This is a genomic window from Butyrivibrio sp. MC2013, assembly GCF_000424585.1.
In the GTDB taxonomy this organism is placed as follows: domain Bacteria; phylum Bacillota; class Clostridia; order Lachnospirales; family Lachnospiraceae; genus Butyrivibrio.
In genome coordinates this window covers 1-18,433 of sequence record NZ_KE384212.1, presented here as the reverse complement: position 1 = coordinate 18,433, position 18,433 = coordinate 1, and the positions used below count along the sequence as shown (strand labels likewise).

The following is an 18,433-nucleotide window of genomic DNA, read 5'->3' as shown; positions in this document are numbered from 1 at the left end:
TATGCCATCATATTTCTTTATCGTCATCTGCAGACTTAATTATAACATGCACCAAAAAAGCCCGGGGACCGGCCTTTATCCGCCGGCCTCACCGGGCCTTTATCAAGCTTTCTTCCTGTTTCTTCTAAGGAGGATCAGGATAGCTCCAAATGAGATAACAATTATTGCAAGGGCCTCAGGAATGATACTATCATCACCGGTCTGGCGCCTTCTTTCTCCCAATACTTCAGGCAGCTCCTCTACTGCACCAAGCACGCGTCTGCCAAGCTCCCTCATGGCCCCCAGCACTCCCTGTCCTTCACCGGATGGAGCAGAACCTGTCCCGGGATCCGCACCCGGATCTGCAGGAGGCTCGGCTCCGGGAACCGGAGATGGATCAACTGTCTCAGGCTTATAGCTGTTGGCAAAAACTATATCTGCCGGCTTGTCAGACAGCGCTTCATCCGCAGATCCGACCCAAGCTGTATGGGCTATGGCAAGCCCGCCTTCAGATTCAGGCTCATTGATGACCCTTACCAGCAATGTATATACTGTGTCATCGTATTTTACGCCCCTCATCTTCCCCTTGACTTCTCTGAGACTGTAATAGTAGTCTCCCGGCATATCATATACAGCACTGCCAAAATCGGCTACTGCAGACTTTCTGACAGTAATAGTTACTGCAGAAGGATCTTCTAAGGACTCTGTGCTCTCTTCACTTACAGGCAGGGGAGCTTTCCTCGCATCTCTTACAGAGGACAGTTCCTCATCTACAGCAGGGTCCAGCGCTTTCAGTTCTATGGTAAAAGAAGCCGACGAAGGCATGGGACCTGATTTAACAGTCACCTCAGCCTTTATGGACATATCATCTGCAATGGGAGTGTACACAGAAGCTGCATTTGCACAGCCCCCTCTCCCTGTCACGGCCAGGGCTGCCACAAGGGCAGCGGCCGCGATATTTTTGATCCTGCCTAATATATTCTTTTTACTATTTCTGATCTGAGTAAACATCATAGTCTTTATCCTGTGATCCTGATCTGATGATCCTATTCCTATTATCTTATCTCTGTGTCTTCTTTCTCATGAATACAGCTGCAAGAGCGCCTGCTCCGCAAAGCATAGCGATGTAAGGGCCAAACTCTACTACTACGCCGGTAGGAGAGATGCTGTTCTTCTCGTTTACAAATTCAACAGTCACATCCTCATTGCCCATAGTCTGAGCTGTTGTCATGTTACCGTCAAGATCCTGACCATTAACGCTGCAGGAAGAGATATAACCATCCTGGTTAAAGTCATCAGAAGACTCTGCTACAAGATATGTATCTCCATCAGCAAGGTTCTGAACTGTGAGCTTGTCATCGTTCTTTAATTTAAAGGACATAGCCTGACCGGATGTAAGCTTACCATCTGTAACATCCTCCATGTCAGCATCAGCATAATCAATGGTGTACATGTAGGTTGTTCTCTCGCCTTCGTAGCTGACAACAGTGATCTCAAAATCAAAGTACTCGTTCATATCAGCCATGTCACCGGTTACTGTCTTGGTCACATAAAGGTCATTGAACTCATTAAGCGCTTCATCGCCAAGCTCACCGTATGTGTTAACAAAAGTATCATTCTTGTTCTCAGCTGAGCCGGGCTTAACTGCAGCTCCATCTTCGCCGCGCTTAAACATCTCAGCGCCGGATACTTCAAGACCATTATCACCGTTTACTACATAGAGATAGAGATCACGAGCTACTGTATCGAAGTGATAGTGCTTGTCAGCTGTTACATCCTCAGTAACTACATAGTGGTAAATACCGGGCTTTGTGAAAACAGACGCATCATATGTAAGCTCAGGATTGCCGCTCTGCTCAGCGCCCTTCTCATCGCTTAATGCATCAAAGCTTACAGCTGATGCTGTAACTCCGCCTGCAACACCTGCATATACAGGCTGTGCCTGGCCGCCCTCTGAAAGGACAACTGCTGCTTCTCCCTCAAATGCTTCGCCAGCTTCCACTGAGAATGAAAACTCAGCTACAGGTGCATAAGTGTCAGCATCTACATTAAACTCCTTAACAAAAGCGGATCCGTTCTGGGTCTCTGCAAGAGGTGCTGCTGCAGCATTCGCTGTCATTGTCATGGCGCAAGCCATAAGACCTGCTGCTGTGATTGCCATTGTTCTTGTCATTACATTGTTTCTCATTTTTTCCTCCTTAAATTACGCTATATATGCGTGAAAAATAATGTGCTTATTTATTTCATAAGAAGCTGGTGCTTCAGGTGAAACTTATCTCTTTTTCTTAAATCCAAATCCGAAGAGTCCGCCAAGCAGTGCAAGTGCAGAGATTGAAAGGATGATCATGTAGATGTAGTAGTTATTCTCCAGATCAAGGCTGGTTGGAGCGATCAGTCCCTTGTAATTCCTAAAGGTTACTGCATGATCTTCTTCCATGACCTTTGTAACTGCAGGATCTGCCATGTTGGCCAGTGCTTCTTCAGGTACAGAAGACTCTGTCACATTCGTGAGTTCTGTCATAAATACTGATGTCTCATATCCTGAACTAATCTCTCTTACTGTGTATACATACCCCTCAGGGATCTCTATAGCTATGCTCTCTCCACCTGTAAGTCCAAAGCTATACAGGTTATCATCAGCCAAGGGAGCTTCTCCATCTACCTTTACAAGAGAGATGTCTGCTCTCTTTCCTTCCTTCACAGCAGTCATATCCTCATAGAGCTCAAGGGTAAAATCATAAACTGTATCAGCTTCGATCATATTACCCACAGCAAGCTTTGATACTGTCAGTGTCTTGTAAGCATGAGCCTTGTAGATATTTATGAATTCTACAGAAGCATTTCCTCTGTCATCCGTTGTCAGGCTTCCTGTATATACTGTTTCTGAAGCCTTATTTGCAGAGGTCTCGGAGCCGGTCACCAGATTTACACTGTTTAGCTCAAAGGGCCATCCCAGCTCAGTAATGATCTCTTCCTTCACATAATATGTGCTTGAAGGAGCAGGATTAAATCTTGCGCCCTGGGCATCTGCAAAGTATGACCGGGTTGTATAGATATCATCAGTGCCATCTATTAACAGATTGGCAGTTGCAAGTGTACTTGTCATGGAGCTGTCAGCATAAAGGCTCAATCTGACCTCGTAGCCCCCTGCAATCTCTGCCTTAAAGGCTGTGATCTCATCTTCATCCGCCCCATCAAGAAGTCTTACAGTCTTTGCTGCCTGGATCAGTCCTTGTGAATAATAGAGTCTGAGCACCGGTGCGGAGCCGTCAGTTGCTGTTGCTACGAAGAGTCTGGGATCACCATTCTCGTCCAGTCCTCCGTTACCGCTTACTTCCGCTAGTCTGTAGCCGCCGGCAATATAGGATGCATGCTTCCTCGCATATGCCCAGTTATTAGGGAAGTCGCTTCCTGTTTCTGTTTCCAGAAGTCTGCTGTCTGATATTCCTTCTGTTCCAAGTTCGTAATATTCGATGCTGTATGCCATCCTGGCTGATGCTTCCACATCATCCAGAAGGTTACCTACTGTCTTGGCTATGCTGTCATTTATGTGATTATCATCAAATGCTGTAGCACCGGCTGCGAGGAAGAGCCTTGTTACATACTGGCCTTCAGGAACAGTAAAGGAACCTGAATGCTTGGTCCAGTCTTCACAGCTACTGGTTACCTGCCAGATCTTTACCAGATTGTCTCCGTCTGTCAGTTCTCTTTCTTCATTACCGTGAGCACTTGTAAAACCTGCTCTTGCCACCAGACTGTCAACCTGACTCTGTGTATAGTAGGATGATGAAGCCTTATCTGTTGCCATGATCACCACGTACATGGTGTCCTGTGCGTACTCGGTCTTAGTAACATTATTTACATGTGGCTTTAATGTGTAGTTGTAATATGTACTGCCCAACCAACTTGAAGATCTAAGCTTTCTGTATACTCTGGTGCCGTCATTAGATACACTTACCAGCTCTTTTCCGTTTTCAAACTCTGTAAGCTTATCAACCGCTATGGAGCTTACATTTCGGTATTCCGAATCTGTATACCAACCGGACTGGCTTAATGAATAGTAATCAATCTCACTGCTTACTACTGTTTCCTTATGGAGCTTTTCATCATCTTTACCGGCTCTGTGTCTTGCTCTGTGGCTGATAGACCAGTTCAGAGTAGATCCGGGAGCTGTGATCATATCCTGATACAGTGTTCCCGCAGCTTCTGCATTAAGCTCGGCAAAATAGTTATTGCCTTCGCCGCCGTCTGTAGCACCGTGACTGATCCAGCCACTAAGGTCATCAGAATTGTACTTCAGGATTTCTATATCCTGATTAGCATCAGAAGTGATACCTGTAGACTTCCATATAAGTCCCGGTGTTCCATTGGAGAAGTTGTACATAGTGTCACTCTTCTTTACACCATTGGACATATTCTGTTCTTCAAAGCCTACATTCTGAAGCTCTGTATAATAAGGAATCTGATATTCTTCAGAAGTAGCCAGAACTTTCCGGTCATCTCCTGCAGTTCTGATCACCAGCCTGTAGTAGAGCCTGTCAGAACCGGATACTTTCTCATATCCACTGTCTATAGCTGCATTGATGCATGCATAGACCTTATTAGCTACTGCATTAGTATCAGCAGATCCGATCTGAAGAGGATTCTCTGCTTTCTCCAGCTCTTTCCAATTCCTTTCATCAGTAGAAGCCAGGAATCTGACATTTCCGGGAACCGTGTTATCTACTTCTTTCCAGCTGTTTCCGTCTCTGCTGCTCTCCCATACAAACTCCAGTGCTTCATCAGCATCATAATATTCGCTGATATCCGCTCTGAGATTGCCTGCAAATGCTTCCTGAGACTCTGCGATCATATCTTCTACGTAGAGATCTCCCAGACGCTTTACAGTTATATTCAGCTTGTCGCTGCCATAATTAACTGTCGCTGTATATGATGTCTGTGAACTAGCAGGCGCAGACACATCAGCATAGATAAAGCTTACCTGCGCATTTTTACCATTTACGGATACGTTAGTTTTAGGATTGTTATTGCTGTTTCTGGTCCAGTTGTTCTTGGTGGAATCGGATTTGCCATCCAGTCTTGTCAGGATCACATTCTTGTTACTACTTGTCCAGCCACTGTTTCCTGCTGTTCTGTCAACCAGGATCAGTCTCTTTGCAGCGTTCTCTTCCCCTGTAAAATAGACTGTTATATTGTCTCTGTCTGATCCAACCAGGTAGAGATAGAGATCACTTGTGGATAATCCCTGAACCTTATCATTGGTTACCGCATATATGGAGAAGCCTTCTGCTTCAAATACTATGCTGTTATCTTCACTTACTGCTATTTCTACTTCTTCAGCTCCATCGCCTTCATCAGAGATGTGAAAGAGTCTGTCTTCACCATCCAGGAAATCCAGATCATATATCTTATCCAGGAACTCCTCATCAGAGAAGCTATCCAGTACTGATTCATCATCCTTATCTGCAGGTGTGATAGTAACTTCTACCTTATTGTCACTGCCGGGCTGATATTCAATTTCCTTACCCTTAGCATCCTTAAAGCAGATCTTGATATCGTAAGCGTAGATAACTTCCTTATCGCCGCCTTCTTCAAGCTCAGCTTTAACGCTCTCCATCTCTGCATTTCCGGGAACGCTTGCTTTTACATAAGCACCCTTTGGAAGGTAACCCTTGATGCTGATAACCGCACCATCCTGGGCTTTGGCAGATATCTCATTTTCTTCATATCTGTAGAACAGTGCTCTGTAACTTACATCCTTTTCAGGGATCTCAGGAACCAATAAGCTTTCAGATGAGATCTCGTCACCCTCTTCATCGATCCATGCTGTCAGTCCCCATCCAGCAGCTGCGGTGGCCTTGGAACCTTTGACAACTGTCTTGTCCAGAAGCTCTTCGCATTTTGTATCTGCCGCTTTTTTATCAGCAAACTTCAGTGCAGAATCAGTGCTGTCCTCCGCTTTATCAGCGTTTGCATTACCTGTATTGATATTTTCATTTTTAAGAAGACCGGGTATTAGTGTTTTGGTCTTTTTTGATACTTTTGAAGCAGTTGCTTTTTCTACTGCAATTTCAGATACATAAGGGATTCTTATCTTCTCTTCGGTAACGCTTACCTTGCAGGCCTCACCTGCTATATCTGAAGCAGACTTTTCTGTTGCAGCGTCTTCTTCAATCTTATCTTTAACTGCCTTAAGATCTCCCTCTACTACGCTGTAGCTGATCGTTACTTCTTTATAGAGAATCTCGTATTTATCAGAAGCAGGAGCGGGAGCCAGAGGATCTTCTTCATCCTCGATGATAGTGATCTCTTCATCAGCTTCATTATCTTCGAGATTCTCCTCGTCCTCTGAGGATTCCTCTTCTTCTGTTTCTTCTGTAATGTCATCAGCGTTCCCATCAGTTCCTGCAGGCTGATCATCTGTGATAAGATCGCCTGTTTCTTCATCTTCAGAGGTCTGTGACTCATCTGCGTTTTCACCTGTCTCTGCAGGATTCTCTGATGCAGCGTCATCAGCAGGGATCATGTCATTATCTGTATCAGCAGATGTTGTCTCATCATCAGCAGGTTCGGAAGCAAGATCCTCATCAGAGTTATCACAGGCCTCCTGCTCAGCGGATATGCTGCTCTCTTCTTCCTGATAAGTCATAGGTTCAGGCGAAGGCATTGATGATGCTGCCGGATAAACCTCTGTATATTCACCTTCTGTTTCATCAGCATGTGCAGCAAAGCCATAGCCCTGCAGTACACCCATGAACATTGTTGCCGTTAATACAAAGGCCAGGATTTTCTTCTTAGAACTCATTGATCGCATTTTGAACTTCCTCACTAGTTTCTAAAATAAGGCAAAATAAAAAGCCCATGTCCCCTACGCCAGAGCGCCAGGTATATAGGCTTTGTAAAACTGATTTCGTCGTGTTGAAAACTGCTTTCCTCAAAACCTGAATGAATAATATCACAGAGGTTATCACCGAAATCATCATATTTTAATCTATTAATGTATTTTATATTTTTATTTTTGATATCTTTTTATGATTTTTTATTAGGAGTCATCACCTGACGTAGTTCATCCATAAAGGTATTGATATCCTTAAACTCTCTGTAGACAGATGCAAAACGCACATAAGCCACAGGCTCCAAGTCCTTCATCTTGTCCATGACTAGTTCTCCGATCTCTCTGCTGTCAATCTCCTTTTTCTCCATATTGAAGATCTCTGCCTCTACACTGTCAACCAGCTTAGTGATCTGTTCAGCACTAACAGGTCTCTTATGGCAGGCTCTGAGCACTCCGGCCTCAATCTTGGACCTGTCATAGGGCTCTCGATTATTATCCTTCTTGATGACGATAAGTGGAATAGTCTCTACCTTTTCATAGGTGGTAAAACGCTTGCCACAGGAATCGCAGATACGCCTTCTTCTGATAGAAGCATTATCATCTGCCGGTCTTGAATCTATTACTCTTGTATTATCTTCTCCGCAATAAGGACACTTCATGTCATTCCCCCCACAATCTGTAAAATAAGATAAAGCGCTCCAGGAAAAATACCTGAAGCGCTGATTTTATAGGATCACAATATCATTTCTTCTGAAGAAAATCCGGGATCTTCAGAGCTTTCTGCTCTACTGTAGTCTTCAGCGGCCTGTCAAAAGCCCTTGCAGACTGAGACTCAACCTGTATTCCCTGACTGTCAGAAGGTGTCACTGTTGATGTGGCAGTCTGCTGGAAAGTCTGGGGCTGCTGAGGATTAGCAGGATTTACAAAAGGCCTGAGCTGAGGAGCAACTCCTGCAGGTCTTGTGAAAGGCATTCCTGTGCCTCCCATAGGACGCTGAGGCATATTGCCCTGAGGCATAGCAGCCTGAGGTCTTGCCTGATTCATACTCTGTCTGGGAGCAGCAGCTGAAACGCCCTGGCTCTCTATACCTGTAGCAATTACTGTTACAGTACATGTATCAGATTTGGATGAATCATAAACAGTACCGAATATGATATTAGCTCTGTCACCTGCCAGGTTCTGAACATATTCAGCTGCTTCTGAACCATCTGCAAGTGCGATATCACCGGAGATATTGACAATAACATCTGTAGCTCCGGCAATTGTAGTATCAAGAAGAGGAGATTCAACAGCCAGCTTAACAGCATCAGATGCCTTATTGTCTCCGGAACCTGTTCCAATACCGATATGAGCGATACCCTTGCCCTTCATAGCAGTCTGGACATCTGCAAAGTCCAGATTGATAAGTCCGGGTACATTGATCAGATCTGTAATACCTGATACAGCCTGCTGAAGGACTTCATCAGCCTTCTTGAGAGCATCAGGCATAGAAGTACGACGATCCACAATCTGGAGCAGTCTGTCATTAGGTATGATAATAAGTGTATCTACGTTTTGCTTGAGATTCTCGATGCCCATCAGAGCATTCTGCATTCTAGTGCGCGCTTCAAAAGAAAAGGGCTTTGTAACAATACCGACTGTCAGGATGCCCATATCCTTGGCAGCCTTGGCAACTATGGGAGCTGCACCTGTACCTGTTCCGCCTCCCATACCGCAGGTAACGAATACCATATCTGCGCCCTTAATGGAAGCAGTTATATCTTCAAGGCTCTCCTCAGCTGCCTTCTCACCAATCTCAGGCTTGGCACCTGCGCCAAGACCCTTGGTAAGCTTCTCTCCTATCTGCAGGAGCTTGGGTGCCTTGCACATCTGCAGGGCCTGCTTATCAGTGTTCATACCGATAAACTCTACGCCTGCCACGTTCTCGTCCACCATTCTATTCACAGCATTATTGCCTGCTCCACCGACTCCCACTACGATGATCTTGCATGCAGACTCAGCCTCATTCGACTTGATTTCCAGCAAAACAGCCTCCTCCTTTTATCTCCATAGGAGCCCAACCTCCTACTGAATTAACCTTTACATGTATTATATCATACGATTTTTCACCGCTTTTATCAACCGATTTGCTTAAAAAAATACATTATCAGTGTATGTATTATTAGATGAGCCTTCAGAAACACGCATTTTCTGCCTATACCGTTTTAATTTATTGTAGCTTCAAATCTGATTGTCGACGTATTCTCATCCACATCTTCAAGATGAAGAATACCTTTTTTGCCCTCAAGATCCGGAAGCAGGTGAGGAAGCTGTATTATCTTCTCTTCTACCCCAAGGCCCTCTCCCATCACAGCTTCAACATCCCCAAAGTAGAGAGTCACATTATATGAGCTGTCAAAGGAGATCTTATCAGCATCCAGCTTGTATTTGCTAAGAAGCTGTGTAAGATCCAGTATCTGTCCAAATACGCTGTCATTACCCACAGGCAAAGGCTCATACATGACCACAGAGTCAAATTTAAGGCCGCTGACAAGAGGTACACCGTAGAGCAGGTCATCACCTGTCTCCACTATTATCCCTTCCCTGTCAAAATACATATAATGTTCAAGGTACTTAACACACCCGGCAAGTGCCTTTTCAAAAACATGTATACTGATTGTATGATTATTAATTATTTCTACTGTGATCTTTTCCACATAGGGGATATTCTCTATGGCCTTGCCCCTGTATTTCATGGACAAAAAGAGACTATTGTGAGTAAAAGGCCCGCTCATCACAATATCACCTATCTCTTCATTGGTATACCAGCTGTTTCCATCTACATATACATTGTAGACCTTGTACTCTGACCTGACATACATGAGTGCGCCAAAGGCCAGGAGCAACATAACTATAAGGCCGGCCAGTATATAGAGAATAGACTTATTATCTTTTAAGAGCCTCTTTAAGCTCTTTTTTGCTTTTCTCTGAGGTCTCCTGTTCCTTGGCATGGAAGGGCTCTCATCTGCCTTTACAACATTTGCAGCAAGCGCTCCCCTCCTCATTCGCTGCCTTTTCCTGCGCCTTGCAAGTTTCTTTTTTTGATCTGTCTCTCTTCTTACACCCGCCATAGTTAGTGGACCTCGCTTACAGGCGTTCTGAATGCCACGCCGGATGCTATTCCTATCTCTATGAGCTGCATGATGACAGCACTTCCGCCATTACTAAAGAAGGGCAGGGTAATTCCGGTATTGGGTATTGTATTGGTCACAACTGCTATATTCAGTATTACCTGCACAGCAATATGTCCCATAACACCTACCACCAAAAGGGCAGAAAACATATCAGGTGCAGCATCTGCTATGGACCTGAGTCTGTAGATCAGCATTATGAACAGGACAATAATAGCCGCAGCACCAAAGAGTCCCAGTTCCTCACATACTATAGAGAAGATCATATCATTCTGAGCTTCGGGAAGGTAACCCAGCTTTTGCATGCTCTCTCCCAGCCCCTTGCCAAAGAGTCCTCCGGAGCCTATTGCATAAAGAGCCTGCACGGTCTGCATACCCTTACCTGCCGCATAATTCTCAGGATGAAGCCAGGCCAGTATTCTGTTGGAGCGAAAGCCAAGGTCACTGGGCGAAGGCGCATTTACAGCCCTAAATACAGCCAAAAATGCGAGGCCTGCGCCAATGAGCCCCAGAACAACAAATCTCGCATAATTAGGACATGAAACAAAGAGCATGATAAGAGAGATACTGACAATAATAAAAGCAGAGCTCAGGTTTTTGGTCAGACCATAGACAGCTGCGGCAGGTATAAGGGACATGACAAGAGTCAAAACAAATCCTCTTAAGGTAGATACTCGTTTGCCAAGCTCGCTGATAAATCCCGCCAGAGCAATTATCATAAGCGTCTTACTGATCTCTGCAGGCTGTATGGATATTCCTGCCACCCTGACCCACCTGGTAGCACCGTTTGCAGAATAAGCAAAGCTCGTCTTGACCGAAAGCAATATTAATCCAGAAAAAACATAAGCAATACCGGTAAATCTTTTATATACACCATAAGGAATAAAAGTCGTGATAAGCATCATGACAAGGCCTATGGCAGTTGCCTTTAGCTGCTTATAAAAATATGTATTTGAATCACCAAAAGTGATCTTGGATTCATAGGAACTGACTGACAAGAGCATGATCAGTCCAAAGGTCAGCAAAAAGAGGACTATGAGAAATAGTCCGTAATCCGGATAAAATCTCTTTCTGAATCTTTCCTTGACTCTCTGCTTTGCAGCTTCGTCCATAAATAATTCCTCCCCAGTCAAAAAAATATTCTCGGGACTTACTGATCATTTCAGTCCGTTTACATACTCCTTGAACTGACGTCCTCTTACTTCATAGCTGGGGAACATATCCCAGCTGGCACATGCAGGTGATAATAGCACCGCATCTCCGGGCTGAGCATTGGAGGAACAGTATTCAAGAGCTCCCATAAAGCTGTCTTCATGATGGATAGCTGTAAAGCCATGCTTTCTGGCACATGCATCGATCTTATCCGCAGTCTCACCTATGAGAACCAGCTCCTTTACCTTGTCTCCAAAAGCCTCGATCCACTCATCAAAATCTCCGCCCTTGTCATAACCGCCGCCTATCAGATAGGTAGGCTTACTCATAGCCTTGATGCCCTGTATAGCCGCATCAGGATTGGTTCCCTTGGAATCATTATAATAATCCACTCCGTTTTTGGTACCGGAATATTCGATCCTGTGCTCTACAGCCTTAAAAGATCTGATCACCCTAAGGGATACAGACAGGGGCACTCCCGCAGCACAGGCCATAGCCAGCGATGCCATGACATTCTCCACATTGCAGGTACCCACCAGATTCATATCATGGATATCCATGACAGGAGTATCTACCGCTCCTGCAGACAGCATGATGGTATCTCCCTTGAGCCACCATCCATCAGACAGCTGTTCCTGTGAGGAAAAGAATACTACCCTTCCGGGGCACTTATCCGCAAATTCTCTGGTGTAGGGATTATCATAATTCAGAACGCATACGTCTTCCTTGGTCTGTCTGTTGCATATATTCTCTTTGCAGGCTGCATAGTTTTCCATAGTATGATGCCTGTTGAGATGATCCGGTGTGATATTAAGGATAGTCGAGATATGTGCATGGAAATTATCAACTGCTTCTAACTGAAAAGAGCTGATCTCAGCCACTGATACAGCCTTGTCAGTCATGGACAGTGCTTCAAGAGCATAGGAATGGCCAATATTGCCCACCACATATACTTCACTGTTTACCGCCTTCATGATCTCTCCCATAAGGCTGGTGGTGGTAGTCTTGCCATTGGTACCTGTTATCGCGATCAGTTCGCCTTTGGCAAAATTATACGCAAGCTCTATCTCGCTCCATACAGGTATGCCATCCCCTATCAAAGCTGCCATCACAGGAGTCTCCATTGATACTGCAGGGCTTGGCACTACCAGGACTATCTCTTTTTTGATCTCATTAGGAAGCTGACCTATTATGATCTCTACCTTATCTCTGTCATCAGGATCAAGCTTGGACTTTACAGCCTCTACGGTCACCTTTTCATTTTCATCCAGTATTACAGGGAGTGCTCCGCTTTCACACAATAAATGGGCTGAGCCAATCCCGGAGAGTCCGCTTCCTATTACCAGTACTTTCTTACCTTTCAGTTCCATCTCTAACCTCTTTTCATCAAAGCAGCGCTAAAAAACCAAGGAGTGCTGCTATAATTGTCACTGTTGCAAAAGCATTTACCACCTGAGTCTCAGACCATCCACCCTTCTCATAATGATGATGGATGGGAGCCATACGGAATACTCTTTTGCCACCACTTATCTTGAAATATCCAACCTGTATCACTACAGATAATACTTCAACAGCATATATTATACCTACAATAGGGATGAAGAGCTGAAGATGCAGCACATAAGCCATTGCTGTGACAAAGCCTCCTATAGCCAGAGAACCCCCATCACCCATATATACCTTACCGGGATGCACATTGTAATACAGATAACCAAGAAGTGCACCTATCATGGCTGCCGCACAGGGAGCCACACCTGAAGACAAGTGGAGTGCCGCTGCTGCAAAAAATCCAGCACAAACAGCAGTAACAGAAGCGCAAAGGCCGTCTACTCCGTCTGTGAAATTAGTCCCGTTTGTAGTAGCCAGTGCCACCAGGAAAAGGAAAGGGATATTCAGGATACCCAGATCAAGAGTCCTTCCTGCAAAAGGGATCAGCATTTCAAATCCCATATCTGTAAAATTCACAACATATACTGTATAAAGCGCCATGATGAGGAACTGGAAGAGCAGCTTTTGCCATACTCTAAGACCCAGATTCCTGTGCATCACTACTTTGATATAATCATCAGCTACGCCCACCAGATAAAAGCCGCCTGTCAGTATGAGTACTGATACTATCTCACTACTTCTCTTCAGATAGGGAATAGACACAATAAGAAGTGGAAGCAGAAATATGATACCGCCCATAAGAGGCGTACCGGCCTTTTTCTTGTGTGATTCCAGGCCTTCTTCCCTTTCTATATCCTTTATTCCCATCTTCTTCAAAACAGGGATGATAAATCTTCCCGCTATGAGTGCCAGTAGCCATGATGCCACAAGGGGCGCAAATATTGTGGTCAAATATCCATTAGTCATCTGTATTTCCCTCTCCTGCTACAGTATCGGGCAGACTAGAAGCTCCGCCTATTTCATTACCCGTTTCAGGGTCTATAAGATTACCTGTGTTCGGGTCAATATAATACCCTGTTTCAGGATCTACGTCAAAAGTTCTCCAGATCTCCTGCCCGGGCTCAGGAGCCTCTCCTTCGCCTTCCCGGGGATCGGAGTCAGCTCCCTGGTCACTGGCATTATCTGTATCTATGACCACAGCTTCAGATCCCATTCCTTCTACACTGCCATCCAGGCCACCTTCACCGTTTTGCAGCAGCTCGTTTCCATCCAGGATGCCATTTTCAGAATTATTTCCTTCCTCTTCTTCTTTTGCTGCCTTTCTTTCTGCAGCGATACGTTCCTCCTCGGCCTTCTTGTCAAGAAGCTCCTGCTCCTCTGTCTCAGACAAGCCCTCTGTCATAGGAAAATGCAGATAAGGAAGGGCTTCACTCAGGATCCCCCTCACTATCCTTGTAGCAAACTTGGCATCATCCTGATACTGGGTATTGGGCCTGTCTACTACTACGTATATAGCGATCTGAGGATCATCAGCAGGTGCATATCCCATGAACGAAACCACATAATTGGTCTTGTCACGGGGAATAGTCTCAGCTGTACCTGTCTTACCACCTATCATGTAACCTGCAGGCCTTGCGGTCTTACCTGTGCCTTCAGAGCCTGATACTACCTGATTGCAATATTCTCTTACCTTATCCGAAGTGGATTCTGAGATTGTCTGCCTGATCACCCTAGGCTGGATATTCTTGATGGTAGCTCCGCCGGGAGACAGGATCTTGCTGACTACATGAGGCTGGTAATAATATCCGCCGTTTATAAGGGAAGAAAAGGCTGCTATTGTCTCTATCATAGTCACATTAAAGCCCTGACCGAAGGTTCCGGTCGCAAGCTCTGTGGGACCCAGCTTATCAGCACTGTATATCAGATTGGCAGTCCTGGTCTCTCCATAGAGATCTATATTGGTCTTAAGGCCAAAGCCAAAAGCATGCTGATAGTGGGCAAACATCTCAGCACCCATAGCCTGGCCCACCTTCATCAAAGCAACGTTGCAAGATATCTCTATAGACCTTGCTACAGACACTGTTCCGTCACCGTATCTGTTATGACATGATATGTCTCTGTCACCCACATGAAGGGAACCGTTACATTCATAAGACTCATTGCCTGTTATGGCCCCGCCGTCAATAGCCGCAGCCACTGTAAAGGGCTTTGCTACAGATCCGGGCTCATAGGAGGTTGCTATGGTGAAGTTCTTCCAAAGAGAATTGAGATTAGCCATGAGCTGTTTCTTGCTCATGTTCTCAATACTTGCTTCGTTGATATATGCTCCCAGTTCAGAATCAGGATCAGTTTTCTTGCCTTCCTCATCCACCATTCTCATGCCGATGAGAGCATCTGTATCGTACACATCATTCAGGTCAAAATTCGGATAGGAAGCCATGGCCAGTATCTCTCCGTTATTGACATCCATCATGATACAGCCAACATTTTCGGCGCCATTGCCTTCGTGAAAGGCATCACGATACTGTTCATTAAATTGCAATAGCTGTTTCTCCACTATAGTCTGAAGATTACCATCAATAGTAGTAACGATACTATTTCCATCAGTAGCCGGTATCGTAGTCCTCTCCAGATCCATATTGTCATCCAGGTATCCGTACTCTCTTCCTTCTGTTCCTCTTAGCTCCTCCTCATAATACTGCTCCAGGCCGCCCATGCCTCTGCCGTCTCCTGTAGTAAAGCCGATCAGATCACTGGCCATAGAGCCGTTGGGATACTTCCTGATATAGGAATCTTCAAACCAGACGCCCTTGATGAGTTCATTATAATTCTCACCGCCTATCTCCATGAGAGCCATAAAAGGCGCAACTGTATCATAGCTAAGCTCCCTGGCCAGGATACAATAAGCCGATGTAGGATTGTCTTTGATGTAATTTCTGATAAAAGTAGGATCAAGGTCAAAATGATGTACCAGAGCCGCTATAGTAGGCTCTATTGCCTCCTTGGTCTGAGTAAGGACGCGGACATCCAGGATCACATTATAGACCTTTTCGCTGACTGCCAGCACCGTTCCGTTCCTGTCTGTTATGGAGCCTCTTCTGTAGGCTATTGATATGGAATCATAAGCCCTCTGCGCCAGCACCTGCTTTTGATATTCCTCTTCATTATTGAGTATTATGGATAAAAGCCTTGCTCCCAGTCCTCCAAAGAGCATTAGCAGGATCACAAAGAGCACTCCCAGTTTTCTGCGCATCCTTGCCGTAAATTTCTGAACCTTTTTCCTTTTCTCCATCCCCTACCTCTTTTTTATCAGTAAAAAATTTGCCGGCTATATATTTCAGCCGGCATTAATAGTCACATACTATTCAAATACGATAAAAGAAGCCCCAGTCTCAATTTCCGGGTATAGCACTGTTTTGGCGAACGTAATCCTCTCCGCCGCCATCGCTGTACTTGATGATCTGGTCTTCACTTGCGTACTGCATGCCGTAATCATAAATAGCGGTATTCTTGATCTCGTCAAGATCGATACTGCTAACCGCCTTATTATACTCCTCATCATTGGACTGTTTCAAATCATTCAGTCTGCTCTCAAGAACAGCGATCTCATTAATGCTCTCTGTAATCCCGGATCTAAGGGAAATATACCAGGTAAGAACAGCTATCATAGCAAAGAGCATCACACACAAAAAGGCAAGATATGTGCCTGATACAGCATTTCTCTTTCTGCCTCTTTTTGGGTGCGCAACTCTTAAACCCTCTCTGTCATCCAAAGCGGGCATAAGCTGTGATCTTAATGTATTACCTTCTACAAAAATTGTATTGCCATAGCGATCATATGTTCTTACGTTCATGATGATCCTCCTGTCTTCTCAAATACTCTGAGCTTGGCACTGGCAGATCTTGAATTGGCTTCAAGTTCTTCCCTGGATGGAAGTATTGGTTTCCTGCTCAGTACTTTGCCCTTTGATATCTTGCCGCACACACACACCGGAAATTCCGGAGGGCATGTACAAGGATTCTCATTTCTTTTGAATCCGCTCTTTACTATCCTGTCTTCCAATGAATGGAAGGTGATGATGCAGAGCCTTCCTCCGGGATTTAGAAAATCTATCATCCCATCCAGGGAATCACTGAGTACATCAAGTTCTCTGTTGCAGGCTATCCTTATAGCCTGAAATGTTCTCTTACTGGGATTGCCGCCTCTGGTCCTCATCTTGGCCGGTATAGCCTCATGTACTATCCTGTCCAGCTCTAGTGTGGTCTCTATGGGCTTTTTCTCCCTTTCCATGCAAATGTGCTTTGCTATATTTCTGGCGAAACCATCTTCGCCGTAATCTCTGATTATGTGATAGAGCTCCTCCAAGGGCCATTCGTTAACAATCTCTCTGGCTGTGAGCTCCTGTCTCTGATCCATCCTCATATCAAGAGGAGCGTCATTATTATAAGAAAAGCCCCTTGCGGCATCATCAAGCTGCCATGAAGATACACCCAGATCAATGAGTATACCGTCTACCCCTGTAACGCCCAGCTCCCTTAGCCTACGGACTGCATTCTCGTAATTGTCTCTGATGATAGTGACTCTGTCCTTAAAGTCCTCAAGTCTCTTGCTGGCAGCAGCTATTGCATCTGCATCCTGATCTACTCCGTATAGATGTCCACCCTCTGTAAGTCTTGAAGCTATCTGATAGGAATGACCGCCGCCTCCCAGAGTAAAATCCGCATAGATACCATCTGCTTTGATATTAAGATTATCAATGCATTCATTTAACAAAACAGATACATGTGCGAATTCCATTTGATTCCTCCGTGACAAGATCAAAACCTGAGTCCCAGGTCACCCATATTCTCAGCAATGCTGTCTATATCATCATCACTGTTAAACTCTTCATATTTCACAGGATCCCATATCTCAGCATGATTACCCATTCCTACAATCACTGCTTCCTTGGATAGTCCTGCAAATTCCAGTAGCTTGGCTGGCAAGAGAATCCTGCCCTGCTTATCAAACTCTGTTGTAAGAGCACTTCCCAGAAAGAATCTCTGAACCTTTCTGGCTGCAGCGTTTGTGGCTGCAGGAAGTGCCTGAAGCCGGCCCGCGAAGTCCTCCCAGCTGTCTTCGGGATACAGCAGAAGACACCCGTCCAGTCCCTTGGTCACGGCAAATTCATCGCCGAGCTCCTCCCGGATCCTGGATGGGATGATCAGTCTTCCCTTAGCATCAATTGAATGACTGTATTCACCCGTTAACATTTGTTTTCACATACCTCGCGCGCTCTGGCAAAATCCAGGCCTTCCTTGCCCTAGTGGGTGATTTACCATTTTCCACCACAAATCACCACTTTTCACCACCTGATTTGATTTTATACCCATTTTCCTCCATCTGCAAGTGTCTAAAAGCCATTTAAGCACATGAAAAAAGCGCTTTGGCAAGCCTCCAAAGCGCTTTTCATACATTATCTTGTAGTAAGCCCTAAAGCAAATACAAGATTTGCAAATACAAAGCAAATGTAAATACAATAATTATTTTTTTAAAAATTCTGCAGAAGAATCGTTACTGTTCAGACCCTAACTTGACATTCTAACCTAACGATAAAAATACATATGAAAATTTGAGAAAACCCAGAAAAAATCTAACTTTTTTGGGTTTTTCTATTGCATTTTACATCGTTATGATATATAATATAAACGTAACGATGTTACAGAAAGGAGCACCCCCATGGGAATAATAAAACAACTTGATAAACGAACAGGAATAACCTATGTCTACGAATCCAAGGCATACTGGGACAAAGAAAAACAGCAGAGCCGGGCCAAGCGTACTCTTATCGGAAAGATAGATCCTGAGACGGGTGAGATGATTCCGACAGATGGGAGACACAGAAAAACTGAAGCTGCACAGGAAAAA

The 18,433-nt window shown here is 44.8% G+C and carries 13 protein-coding genes and 1 pseudogene; 1 reads left to right on the top strand and 13 read right to left on the bottom strand.

Annotated features, from left to right (window positions below; translation table 11 throughout):
- Window positions 1-102: 102 nt before the first annotated feature.
- The 13 genes from G636_RS0116175 to mraZ form a co-directional block, all read right to left on the bottom strand.
- Entirely contained in the window at window positions 103-993 is an 891-nt protein-coding gene (locus G636_RS0116175) for a Spy0128 family protein (protein ID WP_026508906.1), read from the bottom strand.
- Between the two features lie 46 nt (window positions 994-1,039).
- A complete protein-coding gene (locus G636_RS0116170) occupies window positions 1,040-2,167 on the bottom strand; it encodes a DUF7601 domain-containing protein (protein WP_026508905.1) in 1,128 nt (375 codons plus the stop codon).
- Between the two features lie 84 nt (window positions 2,168-2,251).
- Window positions 2,252-6,784 (bottom strand): DUF7601 domain-containing protein, encoded by a 4,533-nt coding sequence (locus G636_RS0116165; protein WP_026508904.1) that lies wholly within the window; start codon window positions 6,782-6,784, stop codon window positions 2,252-2,254.
- 224 nt (window positions 6,785-7,008) lie between these two features.
- Window positions 7,009-7,473, bottom strand: a complete 465-nt coding sequence (gene nrdR / locus G636_RS0116160) for a transcriptional regulator NrdR (protein WP_026508903.1) — start codon at window positions 7,471-7,473, stop codon at window positions 7,009-7,011.
- Window positions 7,474-7,555: 82 nt separating this feature from the next.
- Window positions 7,556-8,839, bottom strand: coding sequence for a cell division protein FtsZ (ftsZ, locus tag G636_RS0116155; RefSeq protein ID WP_026508902.1), 1,284 nt, complete (start codon window positions 8,837-8,839; stop codon window positions 7,556-7,558).
- A 179-nt stretch (window positions 8,840-9,018) separates the two neighbouring features.
- Window positions 9,019-9,924, bottom strand: a complete 906-nt coding sequence (locus G636_RS0116150; RefSeq protein ID WP_026508901.1) for a cell division protein FtsQ/DivIB — start codon at window positions 9,922-9,924, stop codon at window positions 9,019-9,021.
- A 2-nt stretch (window positions 9,925-9,926) separates the two neighbouring features.
- On the bottom strand, window positions 9,927-11,096 hold the full coding sequence (locus G636_RS0116145; RefSeq protein WP_026508900.1) for an FtsW/RodA/SpoVE family cell cycle protein: 1,170 nt from the start codon (window positions 11,094-11,096) through the stop codon (window positions 9,927-9,929).
- 45 nt (window positions 11,097-11,141) lie between these two features.
- Complete coding sequence (gene murD / locus G636_RS0116140) at window positions 11,142-12,506, bottom strand: UDP-N-acetylmuramoyl-L-alanine--D-glutamate ligase (RefSeq protein ID WP_026508899.1); 1,365 nt, start codon at window positions 12,504-12,506, stop codon at window positions 11,142-11,144.
- A gap of 16 nt (window positions 12,507-12,522) precedes the next feature.
- A complete protein-coding gene (gene mraY, locus G636_RS0116135) occupies window positions 12,523-13,491 on the bottom strand; it encodes a phospho-N-acetylmuramoyl-pentapeptide-transferase (RefSeq protein ID WP_026508898.1) in 969 nt (322 codons plus the stop codon).
- The gene (locus G636_RS19050; protein WP_035779951.1) at window positions 13,484-15,817 is read right to left on the bottom strand and encodes a penicillin-binding transpeptidase domain-containing protein; all 2,334 of its coding nucleotides are present in this window, start codon (window positions 15,815-15,817) and stop codon (window positions 13,484-13,486) included. Before G636_RS19050 ends, mraY begins: the two co-directional genes overlap by 8 nt.
- A gap of 100 nt (window positions 15,818-15,917) precedes the next feature.
- Window positions 15,918-16,379 (bottom strand): hypothetical protein, encoded by a 462-nt coding sequence (locus G636_RS0116125; protein ID WP_026508897.1) that lies wholly within the window; start codon window positions 16,377-16,379, stop codon window positions 15,918-15,920.
- Window positions 16,376-17,323, bottom strand: coding sequence for a 16S rRNA (cytosine(1402)-N(4))-methyltransferase RsmH (gene rsmH / locus G636_RS0116120; RefSeq protein WP_026508896.1), 948 nt, complete (start codon window positions 17,321-17,323; stop codon window positions 16,376-16,378). The genes G636_RS0116125 and rsmH overlap by 4 nt, the downstream gene beginning before the upstream one ends.
- Window positions 17,324-17,343: 20 nt before the next feature.
- A complete protein-coding gene (gene mraZ, locus G636_RS0116115) occupies window positions 17,344-17,778 on the bottom strand; it encodes a division/cell wall cluster transcriptional repressor MraZ (protein ID WP_026508895.1) in 435 nt (144 codons plus the stop codon).
- Between the two features lie 466 nt (window positions 17,779-18,244).
- On the opposite strand from mraZ, the pseudogene G636_RS19045 reads away from it, so the two are divergent.
- Window positions 18,245-18,433: pseudogene (locus G636_RS19045) on the top strand (hypothetical protein); the annotation flags it as partial.

What these genes read in the sequence shown, in the direction of transcription:
- G636_RS0116175 (WP_026508906.1), bottom strand. Translation starts at nt 993, where the DNA reads ATGATGTTTACTCAGATCAGAAATAGTAAAAAGAATATATTAGGCAGG.
- G636_RS0116170 (WP_026508905.1), bottom strand. Translation starts at nt 2,167, where the DNA reads ATGAGAAACAATGTAATGACAAGAACAATGGCAATCACAGCAGCAGGT.
- G636_RS0116165 (WP_026508904.1), bottom strand. Translation starts at nt 6,784, where the DNA reads ATGAGTTCTAAGAAGAAAATCCTGGCCTTTGTATTAACGGCAACAATG.
- nrdR (WP_026508903.1), bottom strand. Translation starts at nt 7,473, where the DNA reads ATGAAGTGTCCTTATTGCGGAGAAGATAATACAAGAGTAATAGATTCA.
- G636_RS0116150 (WP_026508901.1), bottom strand. Translation starts at nt 9,924, where the DNA reads ATGGCGGGTGTAAGAAGAGAGACAGATCAAAAAAAGAAACTTGCAAGG.
- G636_RS0116145 (WP_026508900.1), bottom strand. Translation starts at nt 11,096, where the DNA reads ATGGACGAAGCTGCAAAGCAGAGAGTCAAGGAAAGATTCAGAAAGAGA.
- murD (WP_026508899.1), bottom strand. Translation starts at nt 12,506, where the DNA reads ATGGAACTGAAAGGTAAGAAAGTACTGGTAATAGGAAGCGGACTCTCC.
- mraY (WP_026508898.1), bottom strand. Translation starts at nt 13,491, where the DNA reads ATGACTAATGGATATTTGACCACAATATTTGCGCCCCTTGTGGCATCA.
- G636_RS19050 (WP_035779951.1), bottom strand. Translation starts at nt 15,817, where the DNA reads ATGGAGAAAAGGAAAAAGGTTCAGAAATTTACGGCAAGGATGCGCAGA.
- G636_RS0116125 (WP_026508897.1), bottom strand. Translation starts at nt 16,379, where the DNA reads ATGAACGTAAGAACATATGATCGCTATGGCAATACAATTTTTGTAGAA.
- rsmH (WP_026508896.1), bottom strand. Translation starts at nt 17,323, where the DNA reads ATGGAATTCGCACATGTATCTGTTTTGTTAAATGAATGCATTGATAAT.
- mraZ (WP_026508895.1), bottom strand. Translation starts at nt 17,778, where the DNA reads ATGTTAACGGGTGAATACAGTCATTCAATTGATGCTAAGGGAAGACTG.